This is a genomic window from Streptomyces sp. NPDC008163 (genome assembly GCF_042956885.1).
GTDB classification, from domain to species: Bacteria; Actinomycetota; Actinomycetes; order Streptomycetales; family Streptomycetaceae; genus Streptomyces; species Streptomyces drozdowiczii_A.
This window is the reverse complement of sequence record NZ_JBIBHG010000010.1, coordinates 232,579-254,735: the sequence shown is the minus strand read 5'-3', so window position 1 is coordinate 254,735 and position 22,157 is coordinate 232,579. Positions and strand designations below refer to the sequence as shown.

Annotated in this window: 15 protein-coding genes and 1 riboswitch; of the genes, 9 read left to right on the top strand and 6 right to left on the bottom strand. The window is 72.1% G+C overall.

Annotated elements, in window-relative coordinates:
- Positions 1-221: 221 nt before the first annotated feature.
- Entirely contained in the window at positions 222-1,088 is an 867-nt protein-coding gene (locus ACFZAT_RS23080) for a transglycosylase SLT domain-containing protein (RefSeq protein ID WP_391266415.1), read from the bottom strand.
- Between the two features lie 3 nt (positions 1,089-1,091).
- Positions 1,092-1,276, bottom strand: a riboswitch (cyclic di-AMP (ydaO/yuaA leader).
- 423 nt (positions 1,277-1,699) lie between these two features.
- Here ACFZAT_RS23080 and ACFZAT_RS23075 point away from each other — a divergent pair.
- From ACFZAT_RS23075 to ACFZAT_RS23065, 3 genes are read left to right on the top strand one after another with little or no spacing between them, the layout of a single operon-like run.
- The gene (locus ACFZAT_RS23075) at positions 1,700-2,536 is read left to right on the top strand and encodes a 2,3-dihydro-2,3-dihydroxybenzoate dehydrogenase (RefSeq protein ID WP_391266413.1); all 837 of its coding nucleotides are present in this window, start codon (positions 1,700-1,702) and stop codon (positions 2,534-2,536) included.
- Between the two features lie 51 nt (positions 2,537-2,587).
- Positions 2,588-4,246: a (2,3-dihydroxybenzoyl)adenylate synthase gene (locus ACFZAT_RS23070; RefSeq protein WP_391266410.1), complete on the top strand. Its 1,659-nt coding sequence runs from the start codon at positions 2,588-2,590 to the stop codon at positions 4,244-4,246.
- Positions 4,247-4,278: 32 nt separating this feature from the next.
- Positions 4,279-4,911: an isochorismatase family protein gene (locus tag ACFZAT_RS23065; RefSeq protein WP_391266409.1), complete on the top strand. Its 633-nt coding sequence runs from the start codon at positions 4,279-4,281 to the stop codon at positions 4,909-4,911.
- A 12-nt stretch (positions 4,912-4,923) separates the two neighbouring features.
- On the opposite strand, the gene ACFZAT_RS23060 is transcribed toward ACFZAT_RS23065, so the two are convergent.
- A complete protein-coding gene (locus ACFZAT_RS23060) occupies positions 4,924-5,385 on the bottom strand; it encodes a MarR family transcriptional regulator (protein ID WP_391266628.1) in 462 nt (153 codons plus the stop codon).
- 155 nt (positions 5,386-5,540) lie between these two features.
- Between ACFZAT_RS23060 and ACFZAT_RS23055 the strand changes: the two genes are divergently transcribed.
- The 3 genes from ACFZAT_RS23055 to ACFZAT_RS23045 all read left to right on the top strand — a co-directional run bounded on the left by ACFZAT_RS23055 (position 5,541) and on the right by ACFZAT_RS23045 (position 12,303).
- Complete coding sequence (locus ACFZAT_RS23055) at positions 5,541-6,350, top strand: alpha/beta fold hydrolase (RefSeq protein ID WP_391266626.1); 810 nt, start codon at positions 5,541-5,543, stop codon at positions 6,348-6,350.
- A 180-nt stretch (positions 6,351-6,530) separates the two neighbouring features.
- Entirely contained in the window at positions 6,531-8,741 is a 2,211-nt protein-coding gene (locus ACFZAT_RS23050) for a HelD family protein (RefSeq protein ID WP_391266625.1), read from the top strand.
- A gap of 280 nt (positions 8,742-9,021) precedes the next feature.
- The gene (locus ACFZAT_RS23045) at positions 9,022-12,303 is read left to right on the top strand and encodes a GH92 family glycosyl hydrolase (protein WP_391266624.1); all 3,282 of its coding nucleotides are present in this window, start codon (positions 9,022-9,024) and stop codon (positions 12,301-12,303) included.
- A 68-nt stretch (positions 12,304-12,371) separates the two neighbouring features.
- Here ACFZAT_RS23045 and katG read toward each other — a convergent pair whose 3' ends face one another.
- The 4 genes from katG to ACFZAT_RS23025 all read right to left on the bottom strand — a co-directional run bounded on the left by katG (position 12,372) and on the right by ACFZAT_RS23025 (position 19,153).
- Complete coding sequence (gene katG / locus ACFZAT_RS23040) at positions 12,372-14,603, bottom strand: catalase/peroxidase HPI (RefSeq protein ID WP_391266406.1); 2,232 nt, start codon at positions 14,601-14,603, stop codon at positions 12,372-12,374.
- Positions 14,604-14,912: 309 nt separating this feature from the next.
- A complete protein-coding gene (locus ACFZAT_RS23035; protein ID WP_391266405.1) occupies positions 14,913-15,512 on the bottom strand; it encodes a methyltransferase domain-containing protein in 600 nt (199 codons plus the stop codon).
- A gap of 26 nt (positions 15,513-15,538) precedes the next feature.
- Entirely contained in the window at positions 15,539-17,761 is a 2,223-nt protein-coding gene (locus ACFZAT_RS23030) for a PQQ-binding-like beta-propeller repeat protein (protein ID WP_391266404.1), read from the bottom strand.
- 171 nt (positions 17,762-17,932) lie between these two features.
- Positions 17,933-19,153 carry a carbohydrate-binding protein gene (locus tag ACFZAT_RS23025; RefSeq protein ID WP_391266403.1) on the bottom strand — a complete coding sequence of 407 codons (1,221 nt, stop codon included), beginning with the start codon at positions 19,151-19,153 and terminating at the stop codon, positions 17,933-17,935.
- 175 nt (positions 19,154-19,328) lie between these two features.
- On the opposite strand from ACFZAT_RS23025, the gene ACFZAT_RS23020 reads away from it, so the two are divergent.
- From ACFZAT_RS23020 to ACFZAT_RS23010, 3 genes are read left to right on the top strand one after another with little or no spacing between them, the layout of a single operon-like run.
- Positions 19,329-20,177 carry a hypothetical protein gene (locus tag ACFZAT_RS23020; protein ID WP_391266402.1) on the top strand — a complete coding sequence of 283 codons (849 nt, stop codon included), beginning with the start codon at positions 19,329-19,331 and terminating at the stop codon, positions 20,175-20,177.
- 26 nt (positions 20,178-20,203) lie between these two features.
- The gene (gene fahA, locus ACFZAT_RS23015) at positions 20,204-21,436 is read left to right on the top strand and encodes a fumarylacetoacetase (protein ID WP_391266400.1); all 1,233 of its coding nucleotides are present in this window, start codon (positions 20,204-20,206) and stop codon (positions 21,434-21,436) included.
- Positions 21,433-22,125: a helix-turn-helix domain-containing protein gene (locus ACFZAT_RS23010; protein ID WP_391266398.1), complete on the top strand. Its 693-nt coding sequence runs from the start codon at positions 21,433-21,435 to the stop codon at positions 22,123-22,125. Before fahA ends, ACFZAT_RS23010 begins: the two co-directional genes overlap by 4 nt.
- The last annotated feature ends 32 nt before the right edge of the window (positions 22,126-22,157 follow it).

Genomic DNA, 22,157 nt, shown 5'->3' with positions numbered 1-22,157 from the left:
CAAGGATGGCCGGGCGACTTCGGGGGGAGCCGGGAAGAGCCCGCTGTCTTCCTGGACGCCGTGTTCGACACCTCTTGCGGCACAAGGGTTGTACGGCTTCTTCGCGACAGGGGCGGGGCAGGCGAACGGGGCGGAAGGCATGCGAAAGGGGCGGAAGGAAGCGCTTCCGCTTCCTTCCGCCCCTGCTCACGTCCCTGCCCCGGGCGCGGGGCCGGTGTGGATCAGTACGCGCCGAAGACGTTGTCCATCGAGCCGTACGTGGCGGCGGCGTAGTTGCACGCGGCCGTGATGTTGGCGACCGGGTCGTAGATGTCCGTCGACGTACCGGGCACGTGGTAGGCGTCGAAGGTGGGCTGGATCACCTGGAGCAGCCCCTTGGAGGGGGTGCCGTTGACGGCGTTGATGTCCCAGTTGTTGATCGCCATCGGGTTGCCCGAGGACTCGCGCATGATGTTGCGGTAGATGCCGTCGTAGCTGCCGGGGATGCCCTGCTGCCCCATGATCGCCAGGGATTCCTTGATCCAGCCGTCGAGGTCGTCGGTGTACGTGACGGACGCCTGGGTCTCGGCGGGCTTCTCGGCGGCGACCGGGACGGCGGTGCGCTCGGAGCGGTCGGCGCGGTCGGCGCTCTCGGTCCGGGGGGCGGTGTCGCCGTTCTTCTCGGCGGTCTCCGCCTTGAACGCGCTCTTCTTCGCAGGCTTCGGGGCGGCGGCCTCGGGCTTGGCGCCGATGGTGAGCTTCAGGCCCGGGTGAATGAGGTCGGGATTGCTGCCGACCGCACCGCGGTTGTCCTTGTACAGCCGCTCCCAGCCGCCGCTGAGGGAATGCCCCTGGGCGATCTTGTAAAGCGAATCGCCGGACACCACGGAATAGGTGGTGGGCGCCGCCTTGCGCACGGCAATTTCCTTGCCGGCGACGGAAGTCGGGGCCGCAGCCTTTTCGGCGACGACGGTCTTGGCGGGTGCGGCGGAGGCCGATCCGGCCGAGATCAGGGGGAGCGCGAGAACGGCTCCGCCCGCGCTGACGGCGATGAAACCGCGGGTCAGGGACGCGGACTTGGCACGACGGTGCTTACCCGTGATGGGCATGGCGTATTTCCTCTCCGTCGCCTGCGAGGTGAGCTGTCGGGTTCGGACTGGAGATGTCCGGTCGCGCATGGCGACTTCACCCCTAGCCGCCCCGGATTCCGGACCGGCGGCAAACCTGGGTCCCCCGCTCCTGCCGTACGTGAGTGGTCGGGTTCCCGGACGGCGGCAGGATTCGGCGTTCCATCCGGATTGATGACGGGACCGTAAGCGAGAAACGACGGCCGGAACAAGCCCGGAATTGCTGATCACAATTGTTTTGCAAGATCAATCAAAGGAAATGCTCATGATCGCCCGCGCCGGGGGAAGTCAAATTTCTTGGCACGACTGGGAACCGCGAGATCGGATTGCGCGTCAGAAACGGCCGACGTGACGCTGCCCACTGAGTGCAGAATGGCATCATTAGTCCGTTTTGGGAGCATACGACACCATCAGAACCGTCCCGATCGCCTGTAATTGACATTGCGCTGATACGACCACAAAAGGGGCACAGAGTGATCCGAGGGCGGCCTGGATCGCGGGTACCGGCCCCCTCGCTCACGTGATCACTCTATGGTTAGGCTTACCTAAGTATTGCTGCCCCTCGTTCACCGCCCCAGGGAGACCCCACGACCATGGCGCCGCGCTCCGCCCCTTCTTCCCGCCCTTCGGTCACGCCCGCCGACCGCGAACTCACCGGGCGGCTGGCCCTCGTGACGGGAGCCGCACGCGGCATAGGGGAGGCGGTCGTGCGGGCCCTCGTCGCACGCGGCTGCCGGGTCCTGGCGACCGACGCGGCCCCGGAGGGCGTCGACGCCCTCGCCCGGGAGTACGACGGGCGCGTCGTGGCCCGGGCGCTGGACGTCACCGACGCGGCGGCCGTCGAGGCCCTGGTCGCGGAGGCGGAGGACACGCTCGGCGCCCTCGACATCGCGGTCAACGTGGCCGGGATACTGCGCTGTTCACCGGTCACCGAGCTCACCGACGAGGACTGGCGGGCGACGTTCGCCGTCAACACCGACGGGGTCTTCCACGTCTCGCGGTCCGTGGCCGGCCGGATGGCGGACCGGGGCGCGGGCAGCATCGTCACCGTCGCTTCCAACGCCGCCGGCATTCCCCGTACGACCATGGCGGCGTACGCCGCGTCGAAGGCCGCCTCCGTCATGTTCACCAAGTGCCTCGGTCTGGAGCTGGCCCCCCGGGGCGTCCGCTGCAACACGGTCTCGCCCGGCTCCACACTCACCGACATGCAGCGCGGGATGTGGCCGGCCGGCGAGGCGGGCGACGACGGGCCCGCCGCGCGGCGCGTCATAGCCGGGGACCCGGCGAGCTACCGCACGGGCATCCCGCTCGGCCGCATCGCCGAACCGGCCGACATCGCCGAGGCGGTCGCCTTCCTCGTGTCCGACCGGGCCCGCCACATCACCCTGCACGACCTGTACGTCGACGGCGGCGCCACCCTGCGCGCCTGATCCGTCCGCCCGGCGCCCCGAAATCGGCCCTCCCCCGGAGAACCTGGAACGATGACTGCCTCACCGTACGAAGACGCCCCGACCTGGCCCGCGGAGTTCGCCGCCCGTTACCGCGCGGCCGGGCACTGGCGCGGCGAGACCTTCACCGGGATGCTGCGCGAACGGGCCGAGGCCCACGGCGACCGCGTCGCACTGATCGACCCCGCGCCCGCGCGCCGCGCCTGGACGTACCGGGAGCTGGACGAACGCGCGGCCCGGCTGGCGGCCGGCTTCCGGGCGCGCGGGATAGCGAAGGGCGACCGGGTCGTCGTCCAGCTGCCCAACATCGCCGAGTTCGCCGAGGTCGTCTTCGCTCTCTTCCGGATCGGCGCGCTCCCCGTGTACGCGCTGCCCGCCCACCGCGAGACGGAGATCGGCTACTTCTGCTCCTTCGCCGAGGCCGTCGCCTACGTCGTCCCGGACCGGCACGCCGGATTCGACCACCGCACGCTCGCCACCGCCGTACGGAAGCAGGCGCCCACCCTCAAGCACGTGTTCGTCGTCGGCGACCCGGGCGAGCACACCGCCCTCTCCGACGTGCCGTGCGACGCGGCCGGTGAGCCCGAGGGCGGGCCCGAGCCGCACGACCTGGCCTTCCTCCAGCTGTCCGGCGGCACGACGGGGGTGCCCAAGCTCATCCCCCGTACGCACGACGACTACATCTACTCGCTGCGCGGCTCCAACGAGATCTGCGGCGTCGACGCGGACACCCGTTACCTCGTGGTCCTGCCCGCCGCTCACAACTTCCCGATGAGCTCGCCCGGCTGGCTCGGCACGCTGTACGCGGGCGGCACCGTGGTCCTCTGCCCGCGCCCCGACCCGGCCACGGCGTTCCCGGTGATCGAGCGGGAGCACGTCACCATGACGGGCATGGTGCCGCCGCTCGCCCTGGTGTGGACGGACGCCGCCGCTTCGGCGGAGCAGGACCTGTCGAGCCTTGAGCTGATCCTGGTCGGCGGCGCCAAATACAGTGAGACAGCCGCCCGGCGCCTCGAACCGGCGCTCGGCTGCCGGCTGCTGCAGGTCTTCGGCATGGCCGAGGGCCTCGTCAACTACACGCGCCTGGACGACGACTACGAGACCGTCGTCTCCACCCAGGGCCGGCCGATCTCCGAGGACGACGAGATCCGCATCGTGGACGACGCCGGACAGGACGTCCCCGACGGCGAGTTCGGGCATCTGCTGACCCGGGGCCCGTACACGATCCGGGGCTACTGGCGTGCCCCCGAGCACAACAGGACCGCCTTCACCGAGGACGGGTTCTACCGCACGGGCGACATCGTGCGCCGCACCCCGAGCGGCCATCTCGTCGTGGAGGGGCGGGCGAAGGACCAGATCAACCGGGGCGGCGAGAAGGTCGCACCGGAGGAGATCGAGAACATCATCCTGGCCCACCCGTCGGTGCACGACGTCTCGGTGGTCGGGGTGGCCGACCCGTATCTCGGTGAACGCACCCTGGCGTACGTGATTCTGCGCGAGGGCGCCGAATCGCCCGGGGCGCTCGCCGTGAAGCGGCATGTACGCGAACGCGGAATCGCCGCGTACAAGGTGCCCGATCTCGTCGAATTCGTGGACGTCTTCCCGCAGACGGGGATCGGCAAGGTCAGCAAGAAGGGCCTGCGCACGGATTCCGCCGCCGCCTCCGCGTCAACTCCCCCGGCACAGAACTGATTCCGCCCCGCGCGGTCCCGAAAGGCTCCCCCATGTCACTTCCCGTCATCGCCCCCTATCCCCTGCCCGGCACCGACGATCTCCCGGCGAACCGGGTCGGCTGGGCCGTCGACCCGGCGCGCGCCGTGCTGCTCGTCCACGACCTCCAGAACCACTTCCTGCGCGCGTACCGCCCCGGCGAGGAGCCGCTGACCGGCATGCTCGCGAACACCGCCCGGGTGATCGAGGCCGCCCGACGCGCCGGAATCCCGGTGGTGCACTCGGCGCAGCGCGGCGGCCAGACCCCCGAGGAGCGCGGCCTCCAACTGGACTTCTGGGGGCCGGGGATGGCGGATGACCCGGAGGCCCTGGCCGCACCGGACGAGGTGGCGCCCGCGCCGGGCGACACGGTGCTCACCAAGTGGAAGTACAGCGCGTTCGTCCGCACCGAGCTGGAATCCCTCATCCGCGACGACGGCCGCGACCAGCTGGTGATCACCGGGGTGTACGCGCACATCGGCGTGCTGATGAGCGCCGCCGACGCGTGGATGCGCGACATCCAGGCGTTCGTGGTCGCCGACGCGGTCGCGGACTTCTCGCGCGAGGAGCACGACATGGCACTGCGCTGGGCGGCGGGCCGCTGCGCGGTCGTGACGACGACCGAGGACCTCCTGAAGGAGGTCTGAGCCCGCACGCCTTCACGACCGGAGGCGCCCCGCCGCCTCCGGCGTGAGGTGCCGGGCGAGTACGCCGAGCGCCTGGCCGACCTCGCGCAGGGACCCCGGGTCGTCCGTCCCCAGCGCCGCGCTCAGCGCACCGTCGATCCGGGCCGCGCGCACCTCGGCCACCCGCTCCGACGCCTCGGAGGCGGTGCGGATCAACTGCCGCCTGCCGTCCGCCGGATCGGGAGCCGTCACGAAGGACCCGGTCTCCTTCAGCCGGGCCACGGCGCCCGACACCTGGCTCTGCGGCAGACCCGTACGCGCGGCGATCTCGCTCACCGAGGTGTCCTGATGCCCCAGGACGTCGCTCAGTACGACCAGGGCCGCCCGGGTGCCCCCGCGCCGCGCGTCGCCGGCCGGCGACGACGGCTCCGGCAGCGCTTCCTCACCGATCTTCATCAGGGTCCGCCCGAGCAGGAACAGCTGGACCGGGGTCATCGAAGCGCTCATGACTGAACCCTACCTCTATGCATCACTAGCGATGCATCACCCCTAGATACATCTCTATTGATGCATCTAAAAAGATTCAGTACGGTGTGAAGCATCCGCCGGCAGCCCTCCGCGCCGGCCACCCCACCGACCGGGAGACCCCGATGTTCCTCGACACCGATGGCGCCACCCTGTACTACGAGGTCCGGGGCACCGGCCCGCTGCTGCTCCTGTCGCAGAGCGGCGAGGGCGACGCCGGCCGGAGCACCGACCTGGTCGGCCACCTCGCCGACCGGTACACCGTGGTCACGTACGACCGCCGGGGCCTGTCCCGCAGCACCTGCGCCGCATCCGAGCGGGCCGTGACCATGGAGCAGCACGCCGACGACGTGCACCGGCTGCTGACGGAACTCACCGACGAACCCGCCCTGATGCTCGGGTGCAGCATGGGTGCCGCGATCGGGCTCCACCTCGCGGTGGCCCAACCGGGCCGGCTGCGCACCCTCGTGGCGCACGACCCGGTCACCCCCTCCCTGCTCCCCGCAGGCCCGCGCGCCGGACACACGGCGGAACTCGCCCACCTCCAGAGCGTGTACCGGGAGGGCGGTTTGCGGGCCGCCCTCCCGGAGATCGCCCGGGTCCTCGGCATCGACCCGGCCCGCCAGGAGACCGAGCCGGGCCTGACGCCCATGCCGCTCACCCCGGAGCGGGCCGCCAACTTCGGGTTCTTCATCACGCGCGACTTCACGGCCGTCATCGAGGCCGGACTCGACCGGGAGGCGCTGCGCACGTCTCCGGTGCGCATCGTGCCCGCCGGTGGCGCCACCACGGCACCGGACGTCTTCGTCGGACAGTGCGCGCACCGGCTGGCCGGCCTGGTGGGGCGGGAGGTCGTCGCGTTCCCCGGCGGGCACAACGGCAACACCACCCACCCCCGGGCGTACGCCGCGCGGCTGCGCGAGGTCCTGGGATAGAGGCGGCCCCGAGGCTCCCGGGACAAAGAGAAAATCCCCGGTCCGCAATTGCGGACCGGGGATTTTCTCACGTATATTGAGTGGTTCTGTGCGCCCACAGAAAAAGGCCCCGCACTGGGGGCCAACAAGAATCACCATATCCGTCAGGGAGCTGTTTTGTCAACTCGGGAAAGCGCCGAATTGCAGAAGGAACAGGAATACGTCGACCGGCTCCACCACCGCGTCGACGTACTGCGCGGTGACGCCGCCGAGCAGGTCCAGGACGCCCTGACGCCGGTCGGCACCGGCCAGCAGGCCCGGCTCGAACGCGATGTCCTGGTCGCCGAGCGCTCCGGTCTGCTCGCCGCGCTGAACGCGGTGGACGGCTCACTCTGTTTCGGCCGTATCGATCTCACGAACGGCGTCGCGCACCATATCGGCCGCATCGGAATCCGCGAGGACGACACCGAGCACACGCCTTTGCTGATCGACTGGCGCGCCCCGGTCGCCCGTCCCTTCTATCTCGCCACGAATCACACCCCGATGGGTCTGCGCAGGCGCCGCCACCTCACGACCGAGGGGCGCACGGTCACCGAGCTGCACGACGAGATCCTGGACGTCGGGGACCGGGAGCGCACGGGTTTCGAGGACCCCAGCGGCGACACGGTCCTGCTCGCCGCCGTGAACTCGGCGCGGACCGGACGCATGGCGGACATCGTGCGGACCATCCAGGCCGAACAGGACCGCATCATCCGGGCACCGCACCGGGGCGTCCTGGTGGTCGAGGGCGGGCCGGGCACCGGCAAGACGGCCGTCGCCCTGCACCGGGCGGCCTTCCTGCTGTACGAGCAGCGCGAGCTGCTGGCCAAGCGTGCGGTCCTCATCGTGGGCCCGAACCCGGCCTTCCTCGGCTACATCGGCGAGGTGCTCCCCTCGCTCGGTGAGACCGGTGTCCTCCTCGCCACCCAGGCCGAGCTGTTCCCCGGCGTCCACGCGCGCGGCACGGACACCCCCCGGGCGGCGGCGGTGAAGGGCGGCGCGCCCATGGCAGAGGCACTGGAGCTCGCCGTACGGGACCGGCAGCTGCTGCCCGAGCCGGGCGCCCCGCTGATCGTTCCGCACGACGACGGCGACCTGATCCTGGACTGGGAGATCGCCTACGAGGCCCGGCAGGCGGCCCGCGACACCCGGCTGCCGCACAACCTCGCCCGGCCGCACTTCGCGTTCCGGATCATCGACGCGCTGACCGCCCAGCTCACCGAGCGCATCGGTGCCGACCCGTACGGCGGGCCGAACTTCCTGGGACCGGACGACATCGCCCAGCTCGGCAAGGCGGTCGCGGTCAGCCCGGAGGTGCACGCCGCGATCGAGGAGCTGTGGCCGCCCCTCACCCCCGAGGGCTTCCTCGCCGGCTTCCTGGCCGAGCCGGTCCACCTGCCGGAGGCGGACGCCGAGGCCATCCGGCGGGCGCCCGGCGAGGGCGCGTGGACCCCGGCGGACGTGCCGCTGCTGGACGAGGCCGCCGAACTGCTCGGGACGGACGACAGCGCCGAACGGGCGGCGGCCGAGGCGGAGCGCCAGGAGCGGATCGCGTACGCCCAGGGCGTCCTGGAGCTGTCCCGGGGCTCGGAGTCCTTCGAGTTCGAGGACGAGGAGTCGGAGCTGCTGGCCGCGCACGACATCATCGACGCGGAGCGGATGGCCGAGCGCCAGGAGGAGGCCGACCACCGCAGCGCGGCCGAGCGGGCCGCCGCCGACCGGACGTGGGCGTTCGGGCACATCATCGTGGACGAGGCGCAGGAGCTGTCGCCGATGGCGTGGCGGCTGCTGATGCGGCGGTCGCCGACCCGGTCGATGACGCTGGTGGGCGACCCGGCACAGACCTCGGAGGAGGCGGGGGTCGGCTCGTGGCAGGACATCCTGGAGCCGTACGTGGGCGACCGGTACGCGCATGTGCGGCTCGCGGTCAACTACCGTACGCCGGCCGAGGTGATGGAGGTCGCGGCGAAGGTGCTGCGGGCCGAGGACCCGTCGTTCGAGCCCCCGGGGTCGGTGCGCTCCACGGGCGAGGTGCCGTGGGTCCGGGACTCGGGGGCGGATCTGGCGGGTGCGGTGGCGCGGGCGGTCGAGGAGCTGACACCCGCCGAGGGGCGCCTCGCGGTGATCGCGCCGCGCGAACTGCACGAGGAGATCGCGGCGCCGCTGGACGGGGTGGTGCCCGGCGGCGAGCCGGATCTGACCCGCACGGTGGTGCTGCTGGGGCCCCGGCAGGCCAAGGGCCTCGAATTCGACCACGTCCTGGTGGTGGAGCCCGGCCGGTTCGGCACGAGCGACCTGTATGTGGCGCTGACCCGGGCCACCCAGCGGCTGGGCATCCTGCACCGGGAGGCGCTTCCGGCGTCCCTGCGCTGACGGACCCCGGGCAACCGGGGGCGCGGGCCGGGCTGTTGCACGAGGCAGCCCGGCCGGACGGGCGGATTCCGGGGAGCCTTGACACCCCGGACCGGCAGGAGGAGCATCCTCACGTCGCTGACAACGTTGTCGGGGCCTCGCCGTTCCTCCGCGGTCACGGCGCCGGTCCCGCGCCGCGTTGACCGTCCGTCACATCAGAAGGGCAGGAACGGTGCCACAGACGCACAAACGTCGTACGCACACCGCGCTCCGGGCCGTGGGCTCCGTCACGGCAGCCGCCATGGCCGTCGCGGGGCTCGCGGCCGCCACCGCCCCGGCTTCGGCCGCGCCGGGCCGGGACATCGTGAAGAGCCCGGTGTCGTACGTCGATCCCCTCATCGGCACATCCAACGCCGGCAACACCTACCCGGGTGCCGTGCAGCCGTTCGGCATGCTGGCGTGGAGCCCGCAGAATTCGAGGGGCAAGCAGGTCTCGACGCCCGCTCCCGGCGGCTACCAGTACGACGCGAAGAAGATCCGCGGCTTCAGCCTCACCCATCTCAACGGGGTGGGCTGCTCGGGTGCGAACGGCGACATCCCGATCATGCCGTACGTGGGTGACGTGGACTCCTCCCCCACCTCGGACACCACCGACGCGAAGTACGCGAGCGACTTCTCGCACGACGACGAGACGGCCACCCCGGGCTACTACAAGGTGGGCCTGGCCAGCGGTGCTTCGGCGGCGCTGACCACGACCGCCCGTACGGGGTCCGGGGAGTTCGGCTTCCCGGCGGACAAGCCCGCCAGCCTGCTGTTCCGCACCTCCAACTCGGAGACCGGCAGCACGGACGCCACCGTGCGGATCGACAAGGCCGCGCGCACGGTGACCGGGTCGGTCACGGCGGGCAACTTCTGCGGGCCGCAGAGCGCGAACAACCGCAAGGACCTCTACACGCTGTACTTCACGGCCCACTTCGACAAGCCGTTCGCGAAGACCGGCACCTGGAAGGACGGCACGCTCACCCCCGGCTCCACCTCCGCCTCCGGCGGGACGGGCTACAGCTCGTCCGGCAACGCCGTGGAGGGGAAGGGCTCCGGCGGGTACGTCACCTTCGCGGACGGCACCACCGAGGCGCGCGCCAAGGTGGCCGTCTCGTACGTCAGCGCCGCGAACGCCGAGGCCAACCTCCGTAAGGAGAACGGGCCCGGCAAGAGCTTCGGCGCGGTGAAGCGGCAGGCCGCCGCCAACTGGAACGAGGCGCTGAAGGCCGTCGAGATCGGCGGCGGCACCGAAACGCAGCGCACCGCGTTCTACACCGCGCTCTACCACTCCATGCTGGAGCCGACCCTCACCAGCGATGTGGACGGCCGTTACCTCGGCGCCGACCGCAAGCCGCACCGGCTGTCCAAGGGCCAGAAGGCGCAGTACGGCACCTTCTCCGGCTGGGACCAGTACCGGGCGCAGGTGCAGCTGATGGCGCTGCTCAACCCCAAGGCGGGCAGCGACTACGCGCAGTCCCTGTTCAACTACGCGAACCAGCGCGACGGCGAGTGGGACCGCTGGCTGCTGGAGAACGGCAAGACGAGCGTGATGTCGGGCGACCCGTCCGACGCGGCGCTCGCCGGGATCTACGCCTTCGGCGGCCGTGACTTCGACGTGAGGGGCGCGCTGAAGTCGCTGGTGAAGGCGGCGACCGTGCCGACCGCCAACGACTCCGACAGCTCCGGCTGCAACGTCGAGTGCGTGGGCCAGCGCCCCGCCCTGGACAAGTACCTGGAGCTGGGTTACGTACCGGCGGACAACTGCCACTGCTGGGGCGGGGCGGCCGAGACGCTGGAGGACGCGGCGGCCGACTACGGCCTGTCGGAGCTGTCCCGGCGGCTGGGCAACAAGGGTGACGCCAAGAAGTTCCTGGACCGGTCGGGCAACTGGACGAATGTGTTCGACGCCAACGCCACCGAGCACGGCGGGTACATACGCGACCGGAAGTCCGACGGCAGCTGGGCGGGCACCTTCACGCCGGGCACCGGCGCCGGGTTCGTGGAGGGCACCAGCGCCCGGTACACCTGGATGGTCTACTCGGACGTGGCGGGTCTCGCCGGCGCGATGGGCGGAAACGCGCGCGCCACGGAGCGGCTGGACGCGTTCTTCCGTACACCGGACGGGAAGTTCGACTTCTCGGCGAAGGACGCCACGCGTTACGACCCGACGAACGAGCCCGACATCAACGCTCCCTACCTGTACAACTACTTCGGCGCCCCGTACAAGACGCAGGAGACGGTTCGCGCGGAGCTGGACCAGCTGTGGACCGACGGTCCCGGCGGGATTCCGGGCAACGACGACGCGGGGACCATGTCGTCCTGGTACGTCTTCTCCGCGCTCGGCATGTACCCGCAGAACCCCAGCCGCGCCGATCTGGCGCTGACCGCACCGCTGTTCCCGCACGCGGTGGTGCACACCGGGCACGGCAAGCGGATCACCATCGAGGCACCGGCCGCCTCGGCCGACCACACCTACATCCACGGGCTGAAGGTCAACGGCCGTACGTCCACGAGGTCGTGGGTCGGTGACTCGCTCGTGGAGCACGGCGGGCGGCTGGACTTCACGCTCGGCACGACGCCGGACACCTCCTGGGGCAGCGCACCGGCCGACGCGCCGCCGTCCTTCCCCGGCGGCGGGCTGAAGTACTTCACCGGGGCCTCGCCCGACCAGCTGAAGGTCGAGCCGGGCGGCGAGGGCGCGCAGACCGTGGTCAAGGTGCAGAGCCTGGAGACGAAGGCGACCACCGTGCACTGGAAGGCCCAGGCGCCGGACGGGGTCACGGTGACCCCGGCGGCGGGCGACTTCACGGTCCCGGCGAGCGGCGCGGCGCAGGCGGAGCTCACCGTGTCGGCGGCGAAGGACACCGCCGAGGGCTACTACACGGTCCCGGTGACGCTGACCTCGTCGGCGGGCACGGACCTGCCGAAGACGTCGGCGGCGGTGACGGTCGCCGGGAAGAACGGGCTGCTGTGGAACCGCAACAGCAACGGGATCTCGGCGGACGACGAGAACCCGCAGGCCAACTTCGACGGTGAGGGCTGGAGTTACTCGGCCCAGGCGCTCGCGGCGGCCGGAGCGAAGGCCGGCGGCACGGTCTCCTCGGGCGGCTTCGACTTCACCTGGCCGAAGGTGGACGCCGGTGACCCGGACAACATCGAGGTCGTCGGTACGAGCCCCCAGGTGCTGAACGTCCCCTCCGCCGAGGGCGACACGAAGCTGGCGTTCCTCGGGAGCGCCGCCGAGGGCAAGGCGTCGGGCACGGTGACGCTGACGTACACCGACGGCACCACGCAGCAGGCGGAGATCGGCTTCAGCGACTGGACGCTGGGCGGCGGCTCGCAGCAGCCGTCGTACGGGAACACGGTGGCGGTGCACACCGCGTACCGCGATGTGCAGGGCGGCGGAAAGGACCCGGTGGGCACGGAGGTCTTCACGACCGCGCCGATCGCGCTCCAGGCCGGGAAGCGGCTCGCGTCCGTGACGCTGCCGGCCACCACGGACGGCGGGATCATCCACGTCTTCGCGGTGGCCACCGCCTGACCGGATGCGCGCAACGGAAAGGGCCGGTCCCCCCGCTCGGGGGGACCGGCCCTTTCCGTGTCGTCGGATCAGACGAGGTCGAACCGGTCCAGGTTCATGACCTTGTCCCAGGCTGCGACGAAGTCGCGCACGAACTTCTCCTTGGCGTCGTCGCTCGCGTAGACCTCGGCGACGGCGCGCAGTTCGGAGTTCGAGCCGAACACCAGGTCGGCGCGGGTGCCGGTCCAGCGGACCTCACCGGTGACGGCGTCGCGGCCCTCGAAGGCGCTCTGGTCGTCGGCCGTGGACTTCCACGTCGTGCCCATGTCGAGCAGGTTGACGAAGAAGTCGTTGGTGAGGGTCTCCGGCGCGTCGGTGAGCACACCGTGCGCGGTCTGCTGGTGGTTGGCGCCCAGGACGCGCAGACCGCCGACGAGGACCGTCATCTCGGGCGCACTCAGATTGAGCAGGTTCGCCCGGTCGAGCAGCAGGTACTCGGCGGGGAGCCGGTTGCCCTTGCCCAGGTAGTTGCGGAAGCCGTCGGCGACGGGCTCCAGCTCCACGAAGGACTCGACGTCGGTCTGGTCCTGCGAGGCGTCCACCCGGCCCGGGGTGAACGGCACCTCGATCTCCGTACCGGCGTCCTTGGCCGCCTTCTCGACCCCGGCGGCGCCCGCGAGGACGATCAGGTCGGCCAGCGAGACCTGCTTGCCGCCCTGCTGCTCCGCGTTGAAGGACTCCTGGACGGACCGGAGGGTGCCGAGGACGCCCGCGAGGCGGTCCGGGTCGTTGACCTCCCAGCCGCTCTGCGGTTCGAGGCGGATGCGCGCGCCGTTGGCGCCGCCGCGCTTGTCGCTGCCCCGGAAGGACGAGGCGGAGGCCCAGGCGGTGGAGACCAGCTCGGAGACGGACAGACCGGAGGCGAGGACCTTCTCCTTGAGCGCCGCGATGTCGGCGGCGTCGATCAGCTCGTGGGTGCGCTCGGGCAGCGGGTCCTGCCAGATCAGCGTCTCCTGCGGGACCTCGGGGCCGAGGTAGCGGACGACGGGGCCCATGTCGCGGTGGGTCAGCTTGTACCAGGCGCGGGCGAACGCGTCGGCGAACTCCTGCGGGTTCTCGTGGAAGCGCCGCGAGATCTGCTCGTACGCCGGGTCGAAGCGCAGCGAGAGGTCGGTGGTGAGCATGGTCGGGGCGTGGCTCTTCGACGGGTCGTGCGCGTCGGGTACGGTGCCCGCGCCGGCGCCGTCCTTCGGCCGCCACTGGTGGGCGCCGGCGGGGCTCTTGAAGAGCTCCCACTCGTAGCCGAAGAGGATGTTGAAGAAGCTGTTGTCCCAGGCGGTGGGGGTGTCCGTCCAGATGCCTTCGAGGCCGCTGGTGATGGCGTCACCGCCCTTGCCGGTGCCGTACGAGTTCTCCCAGCCGAAGCCCTGGCGCTCCATCGGGGCGGCCTCGGCGTCGGGGCCGACGCTCTCGGAGGGGCCGGCGCCGTGCGTCTTGCCGAAGGTGTGGCCGCCGGCGATCAGGGCGACGGTCTCCTCGTCGTTCATCGCCATGCGGCGGAACGTCTCGCGGATGTCGCGGGCCGCGGCGATCGGGTCCGGGTTGCCGTTGGGGCCCTCCGGGTTGACGTAGATGAGGCCCATCTGCACGGCGCCGAGCGGTTCCTCCAGCTCGCGGTCGCCCGTGTAGCGCTCGTCGCCGAGCCAGGTGGTCTCGGGGCCCCAGTACACGTCCTCGTCGGGCTCCCAGACGTCGGCGCGGCCGCCGCCGAAGCCGAAGGTCTCGAAGCCCATGGTCTCCAGGGCGACGTTCCCGGTGAGGACGAGGAGGTCGGCCCAGGAGATGTTCTGGCCGTACTTCTTCTTGACCGGCCACAGCAGGCGCCGCGCCTTGTCGAGGCTCACGTTGTCCGGCCAGCTGTTGAGCGGAGCGAAGCGCTGCTGCCCGGAGCCCGCGCCCCCGCGGCCGTCACTGATGCGGTACGTGCCGGCGCTGTGCCAGGCCATCCGGATCATGAGGGGGCCGTAGTTGCCGAAGTCGGCGGGCCACCAGTCCTGCGAGGTCGTCAGCACCTCGGCGATGTCCCGCTTGACGGCGGGCAGGTCCAGCGCGTTGAACGCGGCGGCATAGTCGAAGTCCTCGCCGAGCGGGTTGGCCACGGCGGGGTTCTTGGCGAGAATCCGCACGTTGAGCCGCTCCGGCCACCACTGGCGGTTGCCGCCGCCCTGGGTGGGGTGCGGCGCGCGACCGTGCGCGACGGGGCAGCCGCCGGCCTCCTCCGACTTGGGGTCGGTGACGATCGCTTCGTGGTTCTCAGTCATGGAATTCCTTCCGGACGGGGCGGATCTCGGTGCTCTGAGAATGTGGGGGGCTGGCCTGACCGGTCTCGCCCGGAGAGCGTCCTGCCCTGGCTTCGGCCGGAACCGATCCTACGATGGACCTAGTCCAAGTCAATACGAACACGCGATGGAATGGATCAACGGTCGCCGCATATTGCCCCCGGGGAACAATGGTTCGGACCAGGGAGATTGCATGCTCGTACGGTCAGATGGCGGCCACCCGCCCCCTGACCGGCCCACCGCGCCGGGCCCCGCCGTCCCGACGGCCCTGTGCGCGACGCCGGACGGGCCCTAGCCGTCCCCCCGCCGGTGCACGCTCACCGCGTAGCCGCCGTCGTCGTACGGGGCGGCGTCCCAGGTGGCGAAGCGGTCGACGGGGGTGAGACCGGCGGCGGCGCAGTGGGCGTCGTACTCGGTGAGGGTGAGGCCGGGCGGTACGGGGAGGTGGGCCGCGTCCAGGCCGAAACCGGCGACCAGCAGACCGCCCGGGCGCAGCGCTCCGGCGAGGCGGGCGACGACGGCGGCCTCGGTTCCGGGGGCGAGCAGCGCCATCACGTTGCCCGCGGCGACGACGAGGTCGTACTCCGGTTCGACGGAGAGCTCGGCCAGGTCGGTGCGGTACCAGGGGAGCCCGGGCGCCTGCTTGCGCGCGACGGCCAGCATCGAGGCGTCGACGTCCACCCCGGTGCAGTCGTACCCGAGCTCCGCGAGCCGGATCGCGACCCGGCCGGTGCCGCAGCCGGCGTCCAGCACCCGCGCCCCGGCGGGGACCAGGGCGGCGCAGAACCGTGCCTCGCCGTGCATGTCCTTGCCGCTGCGGGCGAGGGCCGCGAAGCGGGCGGCGTAGTCCTCGCCCGAGGTGTCTCCGGTGAGTTCGGTCCAGCGGTTCATGCCGGACACTGTAGACGGGGCCCGGGTCAGCCCGACTTCGGCGGGTCGTGGGCGTCGAAGGCGAAGACGGTGTTCCGGGCGGCCGCCACGACCAGCGCGCGTCCGGCGACGGTCACGCGGGGGCTCGCGCCTTCCTGGCCGGTCAGGCCGTCGGCCCTCGGGTCGGTCGCCCACAGCACCGTGCCGTCGGACGGGGAGAGGGCGACCACGCGGCCGGAGGCGGAGCTGAAGAACAGGGCGCCGTCCCCGGCCACGGGGCCCGACGCACCCTCCACGCTGGTCTGCCGGGACCACTTCTTACGGCCGGTGGCGGGGTCGAACGCGGTGACGCGGCCGGTCTGCCCGCTCAGGTACACGGTGCCGTCCGCCATGCCGGGCGTGCCCTCGTAAGGGGCGGGCAGCGGCGCCTTCGTGACCTTTCCGGAGGCCGGGTCGACCCGGACCACCGCGTCGTAGCCGGCGAGTGCCGGTCCGTCCCGGTGTTCCCGGAGCAGGACGAGCCGGCCTCCGGTGACGCCCACCGGGACGGCGGGGCCGTCGACGGGAATGGCCTCGCCCCAGGTGCCGGAGGACGGGTCGAGGGGGTAGAGGGCCGGGTGGCGCACCTCCGAGGCGTCGAGCTCGGCGTCGGTCGCGCACATGGCGAGCAGCCTGGTGCCGACCGGGACGGGGGCGCAGCGGGAGCCGGCGGGGAAGGGTGCCGTCCGGGCGAGGTCGCCGCTGTGCGCGTCCCGGATCTCGAACGCGGTGTCGGAGGCGTCGACCGTGATCACGTCGCTGCCGGACACCACGGCGTCCCGGGTCCGGCCCGTGACGGCGGTCGACTGGGCGCCGGAGACCGTGGACCACAGCTCCTTGCCGCTGTCGGCGTCGACGGCCACCACCTCGTCGCCGCGCGCCTCGGGGTCGTCCTGGGCGGAGAACCGGTAACCGATCACGGTGTCGTCGGTGGCGCCGGCCAGGTGCATGCCCTGGACGGGGACGCCCGGGCTCTTCACCGTCCAGGCGCGCGAGCCGTCCCGGACGTCGATCCGGGTGGCGACGACCCCGCCGCCTCCGCAGAACACGGCGTCGTCGTGGGCGACGCACCGCAGCTCGTCCGGGATGTCCGCCTGGCCGCCCGGCACGGTCACGCGCCAGGGCGTGAAGCCGTCGGGCAGGGTGCCGGCGGGCGCGGCGACCGTGCGGCTCTTGCCCTCGTCCGGCTCCTCGCCGAAGCCGCCCGCCTGGAGGGCGGCCACTCCCCCGCCGATCGCGGCCACGGCGACCGCAGCCGCGAGCACGGGCCGCCAGCGGCCGCGCAGCCCGCGTCCGCCGGGGGAGCCGGCCGCCTGCGGAGCGGGGGCGCCCGGCGCCGCGGTGTCACGCGTGGCCAGGTGGTGCTGGGTGGCCACGTCCCGGGTGCGGCCGGGGGCGCGCCCGGCGGCCACCGCGCCGCCGAGGTCGGCGGGCAGGTCCCGCAGCAGCTCCAGGAGCTCGTCGGCGGAGGGCCGGCCCCCGGGCTCCTTGCCCAGGCACGGTTCGACGACCGTGCGCAGCGGCGCCGGCACGGTGTCCAGCGAGGGTTCCTCGTGCACCACCTGGTAGGCGGTGAGATAGGGGCTGTCCGCGTCGAACGGGCCATGGCCCGTGGCCGCGTACACCAGGAGGGTCGCCAGCGAGAAGACGTCGGAGCGCGGTCCGACGCCGCGCGGTGCCTGGAGCTGTTCCGGCGACATGAAGGGCGGGGTGCCGATGACGCGTCCGGTCATCGTCAGGGTCTGCTGGTCGGCGGCGCGCGAGATGCCGAAGTCGATGACGCGCGGCCCTTCGGGCGACAGCACGACGTTCGACGGCTTCAGGTCGCGGTGGACGACCCCGACGCGGTGGATGTCGCGGAGCGCCTCGGCGAGCCCGATGGCCAGGCTGCGCAGTCCGGCGCCGTTCAGCGGGCCCTCGGCGGCGATGCGCTCGGCGAGGGTGGGGCCCTCGATGTAGGTGGTCGCCATCCAGGGCTGTTCGGCCTCGGGCGCGGCGTCCACCACGGCGGCGGTGAAGGCCCCGCTGACCCGGCGGGCGGCCGCGACCTCCTGGCGGAAGCGGATGCGGAATTCGCTGTCGCCGGCGAACTGCTGGTGGATCAGCTTGATCGCGACGGGCCGGCCGGAGCTCGTACGGGCCAGGAAGACCGTGCCCATGCCACCTGAACCGAGACGCGCCTCCAGCGGGTAACCGCCGATCTCGGCTGGATCGCCTGCGCGCAGCGACACTCTTCCCGACCTCTCGTCCCCGTGCACCTCTGCCGTCACGGACCGCCCGTCTGTGCTGCACACAAACTAGCCGCAGGGTGGTGGGGCAGAGCAAAGCGGGTGACACGTGCGGGCACGTACGTGGTACGGGCCGCCCCGGCCGGAACCGGGGCGGCCCGTCGGGTCAGCGGGTCAGCAGGGGCCGAGGTCCTGCCAGACGCCCCATTCACCGGTGGAGCCGGGCGTCTCGTTCTGGGTCCACCACTTGGCCTTCCAGGTGTGGCCCCCGTACGAGACGGTGTTGCCGCCGGTGTAGACAGCGCTGCCGCTCCACGCGGCGGCGGCGCAGCTGCCGGTCGGGGGCGGCGTGGTCGGCGGGGTGGTGGTGGGCGGGGTGACGCCCGCGAACTTCACCGAGTACTTGGCGAAGTCCCAGGCCGCCTGCGCCACGCTGCTGCACGTGCCGGACGTCTTGCCGTTGTTGTCCGGCGGGCTGCACTGGCGGTCGCGGTTGAGGGACCAGAAGGTGAAGCGGTCCATGTGGTGGCTGGTGGCGAAGTCCAGGACGGTCTGGAAGTCGGCCTGGGTGAAGTACTCGCCGGTGTCGCTGCGGCCGTTCATGCCGGAGAAGCCCTCGTGGGCGTACGCGGTGGCCTCGTCCCAGCCGAAGGTGGTGCGCAGGATGGCGTTGAAGTTCGTCAGGGCGCCGGTCTGGGCGGCGGCACCGTTGAAGCCGCCGTCGAACGGCATGATGGAGAAGTTGTTGGGCGTGAAGCCCTGCGCCTTGGCCTCGTTGAGCATCTGCTTGCCGAACCAGCCGGTGCCGTCGGCGGTCGCCGCGGTGGTGACGGAGACGTAGAGGCCCGGGTTGTTCTGCTGGAGGATCTTGGCGGCGCCGATCTCGCGGGCGATGGCCGCCGTGTTCTCGTACTCCGGCTCCTCCAGGTCGAAGTCGATGGCCTTCAGCTGGTACTTGGTGATGACCTGCTGGTACGCGGCGGCGGTGGCGGCCGCGTCGGAGCAGGTCTGGCCGAGCTTCGTCCCCCCGTAGCCGCCGATGGACACCGACACGTCGCCGCCCTTGGCGCGGATCGCGCTGATGACGGAGGCGACCGCGGTGTCCGACGAGACCGGCGACGTGCCGTCCCACGTGGGGCTGCAACCGCCGCCGTTGGGGGCCAGGATGAAGGCGAGCTGGAACGCCTTGAGGCCGGTGGCGTCCATGATGGCGCCCGCGTCCGGCGGGTTGTTGTCGTGCGGCATCAGATAGGGCGCGGCGGCGTACCACCGGTTGGAGAGCGCGGTGGCGTCGGCGGACGCACCCGATGCCTGCTGCGCGGCGAAGGCCGCGAGTCCTGCGGTGGCCAGGGCGGCGGTGGCCACGCCGGAGAGCAGAGCGCGAAGACGTCTCATGGAGGCTCCTGTCGGGAGAAGGTGCCGCCAGAATCGGAGGATGACGCATTCACGTCAATGAGTTGGCCTAGACCATTGCGCATTTTTGAAGATCCCACCGCGTCTTCCCGCGTCGTGCGACCGATATCAGAACATCCACTGTCCGCATTACGGGGTCTCGGCTAGGGTGGCGCGCGTGTCCTTCCCACTCGCCTTCCGTCATCTCGTGGACGACGCCGCGGTCTTCCCGCCCGGCCTGGCTCCGCTGCCGCGTGCCGTGACCGAGCACGCCGGACATCTCGCCTCCGGCCACGCCGAACTCGTCGGCCCCTTCGTGATCGGCGCGGACCGGCTCGGCGAACTGGCCGGACTGGCCGGGCCCGGACTGTTCCCCGGCGGCCTGCGGGTGAGCGTGGTGGCCGGGCCTGACGCGCTCCCGGCGGTCCTCGCCGCCTTCGCGGGGACCGACCGGCTCGTGCCAGGGGCCGTGGAGTTCAAACCGGACCCCGCACGGCCGCCCGGCGCCCAGATCGAGGAGCTGGCCGCGCTCGGCCTCCCCGGCACGGTGTACGTGGAGGTGCCGCGCCCCGGTACGCCGGAGTGGGAGCGGGCGCTCGCAGCGGCGGTACGCCACGGCTTCCGGCTGAAGTTCCGCACCGGCGGGACCGAGGCGGCGGCGTTCCCGGACGAGGGCGAGCTGGCGGCCTGGATCCACGGGGCCGTCGCCGCCGGGTCCGCCTTCAAGTGCACGGCCGGGCTGCACCACGCGGTCCGGCACACCGCCGCCGCCACCGGCTTCGAGCACCACGGCTACCTCAACGTGCTTCTGGCGACGGCCCGGGCCCGCGCCGGGGCGCCCCTCTCCGATGTCCGCGCGGCCCTCGCCGAGCGCGACCCGGAGGCGCTGGCCCGTGCCGTGACCGCGCTCCCGGCCGCCGAGGCCGCCGCCGCGCGGGAGGCGTTCGTCTCGTACGGGTCGTGCAGCGTGCTCGAACCGCTGGAGGACCTGACCGCCCTGGGGCTGCTCGGCCCCGCCACCACCTGACCACCCGTCACCGAAGGGCCCCACGCATGACCACCCACCCCGTCACCTGGGCCGAGGGCGCGGCCGGCAGCGCGTACGACGTCGACAACCTCCCGTACGCCGTCTTCTCCACCGAGGACACCGCCCCCCGCGTCGGCGTCCGCATCGGCGACCACGTCCTGGACCTGGGCGCCGCCGCCACCGCCCTGCGCCCCGACTGGGCGCCGCTGCTCGACGCGCCCGCGCTCAACCCGCTGATGGCCGCGGGCGCGACGGTGTGGGCCGACGTCCGTTCCTGGGCCACCGAATTGCTCACCGACACCGCGCACCGCAGCCGGGTCCGCCTCGTACGGCTGGCCGACGTGACGTTGCATCTGCCGTTCGAGGTCGGGGACTACGTCGACTACTACGCGTCCGTGGACCACGCCACCAACGTCGGGCGGATCTTCCGGCCGGACGGGGACGCTCTGATGCCCAACTGGCGGCATCTGCCGGTCGCTTACCACGGCCGCGCGGGGTCCATCGTCGTCTCGGGCACCCCCGTGCACCGTCCCGCCGGGCAGCGCAAGGCGCCCACCGACCCGGCGCCCGCCTTCGGCCCGTCGCTGCGCCTGGACATCGAAGCCGAACTCGGCTTCGTCGTCGGCCGCACCGTCCCGCTCGGGCAGCGCGTCGCGACCTCCGAGTTCACCGAGACCGTGTTCGGCGTCACCGGCGTCAACGACTGGTCCTCGCGCGACATCCAGGCGTGGGAGTACGTCCCGCTCGGCCCCAACCTAGGCAAGTCCTTCGCCACCAGCATCGGCGCCTGGGTCACCCCGCTCGCCGCGCTGGAGCACGCCCGGACCGAACTGCCGGGCCAGGAACCCGCCGTACTGCCGTACCTGCGCGAGGAGGGCCCGTCGGGCTACGACATCGAGGTGGAGGTCGAGGTCAACGGCACGGTGGTGGCGCGCCCGCCGTACGCCTCCATGTACTGGTCGCCCGCGCAGATGCTGGCCCACCTGACGGTCAACGGGGCCTCGCTGCGGGTCGGCGACTTCTACGCCTCGGGCACCATCTCGGGCCCCGGGAAGCACCAGCGCGGCTCGTTCCTCGAACTGTCGTGGGGCGGCAAGGAGACCTGGACGGCGGGCGGCGAGGAGCGCACCTTCCTGGAGGACGGCGACGAGGTCGTCCTGCGCTACTCGGCTCCGGGCGCACGGGGGCGGATCGGCCTGGGCGAGGTCCGTGGCAGGATCCTCCCCACCATCCGGCCGCTCCCCGAAGAGGTGGAATGACACCGCCGAACGACTCCGAGAGCGGCGGCTCGCAGACCCTGGAGCGCGGGCTCGCCCTCCTGGTCGAACTGGGCCGCCACCCGGAGGGTCTGACGACCAGTCAGCTGTCGGCCGCGACGGGGTTCCACCGCTCCATCGCGCACCGTCTGCTCGTCTCGCTCCACCGGACGGGGTTCGCCGCGCGCGACGACGGCGGCCGCTACACCGTGGGCCCGGCCGTGACCGGGCTCCTCGGCGGCAGCGGCCCCAGCCTGCGGACCGTCGCGGAGCCCGTCCTGCACCGCCTCGCCCGCCGGCTGGACGCCACCGCGAGCCTGGTCGAGGCCGTCGGCACCGCCGCCGTCACCACGGTGGTGGCCGAACCGCCGACGGACGGTCCCCTGTTCTGGTACCGCAAGGGCAGCCGCGACCCCCTGGACCACGGCTCCGGCGGCCTGGCCGCCCTGGCCTCCGGCCCCCCGCGCACCACCGAACCGCCCCGCGTACAGGCCATCCGCGAGACCGGTTACGTCATCACCCACAGCGAGGTCAACATCGGTGCCCACGGCATCGCGGCCCCCCTGCCGGGCTGGCCGGTCCGGGCCGCGATCAACGTGGTCACCTCCGACCCCGACCTCGCCGACCGGGCCGTTCCGCACGTCCTGGAGGCGGCCGCCGCGATCGGCTCACTGGGCGACCACCTGGGGTGAACGGCGTACCGGCCACAGCGGCCGGTACGCGC

Coding starts and splice junctions, on each gene's coding strand:
- ACFZAT_RS23080 (WP_391266415.1), bottom strand. CDS start 1,088: ATGCCCATCACGGGTAAGCACCGTCGTGCCAAGTCCGCGTCCCTGACC.
- ACFZAT_RS23075 (WP_391266413.1), top strand. CDS start 1,700: ATGGCGCCGCGCTCCGCCCCTTCTTCCCGCCCTTCGGTCACGCCCGCC.
- ACFZAT_RS23070 (WP_391266410.1), top strand. CDS start 2,588: ATGACTGCCTCACCGTACGAAGACGCCCCGACCTGGCCCGCGGAGTTC.
- ACFZAT_RS23065 (WP_391266409.1), top strand. CDS start 4,279: ATGTCACTTCCCGTCATCGCCCCCTATCCCCTGCCCGGCACCGACGAT.
- ACFZAT_RS23060 (WP_391266628.1), bottom strand. CDS start 5,385: ATGACCCCGGTCCAGCTGTTCCTGCTCGGGCGGACCCTGATGAAGATC.
- ACFZAT_RS23055 (WP_391266626.1), top strand. CDS start 5,541: ATGTTCCTCGACACCGATGGCGCCACCCTGTACTACGAGGTCCGGGGC.
- ACFZAT_RS23045 (WP_391266624.1), top strand. CDS start 9,022: ATGGCCGTCGCGGGGCTCGCGGCCGCCACCGCCCCGGCTTCGGCCGCG.
- katG (WP_391266406.1), bottom strand. CDS start 14,603: ATGACTGAGAACCACGAAGCGATCGTCACCGACCCCAAGTCGGAGGAG.
- ACFZAT_RS23035 (WP_391266405.1), bottom strand. CDS start 15,512: ATGAACCGCTGGACCGAACTCACCGGAGACACCTCGGGCGAGGACTAC.
- ACFZAT_RS23025 (WP_391266403.1), bottom strand. CDS start 19,153: ATGAGACGTCTTCGCGCTCTGCTCTCCGGCGTGGCCACCGCCGCCCTG.
- fahA (WP_391266400.1), top strand. CDS start 20,204: ATGACCACCCACCCCGTCACCTGGGCCGAGGGCGCGGCCGGCAGCGCG.
- ACFZAT_RS23010 (WP_391266398.1), top strand. CDS start 21,433: ATGACACCGCCGAACGACTCCGAGAGCGGCGGCTCGCAGACCCTGGAG.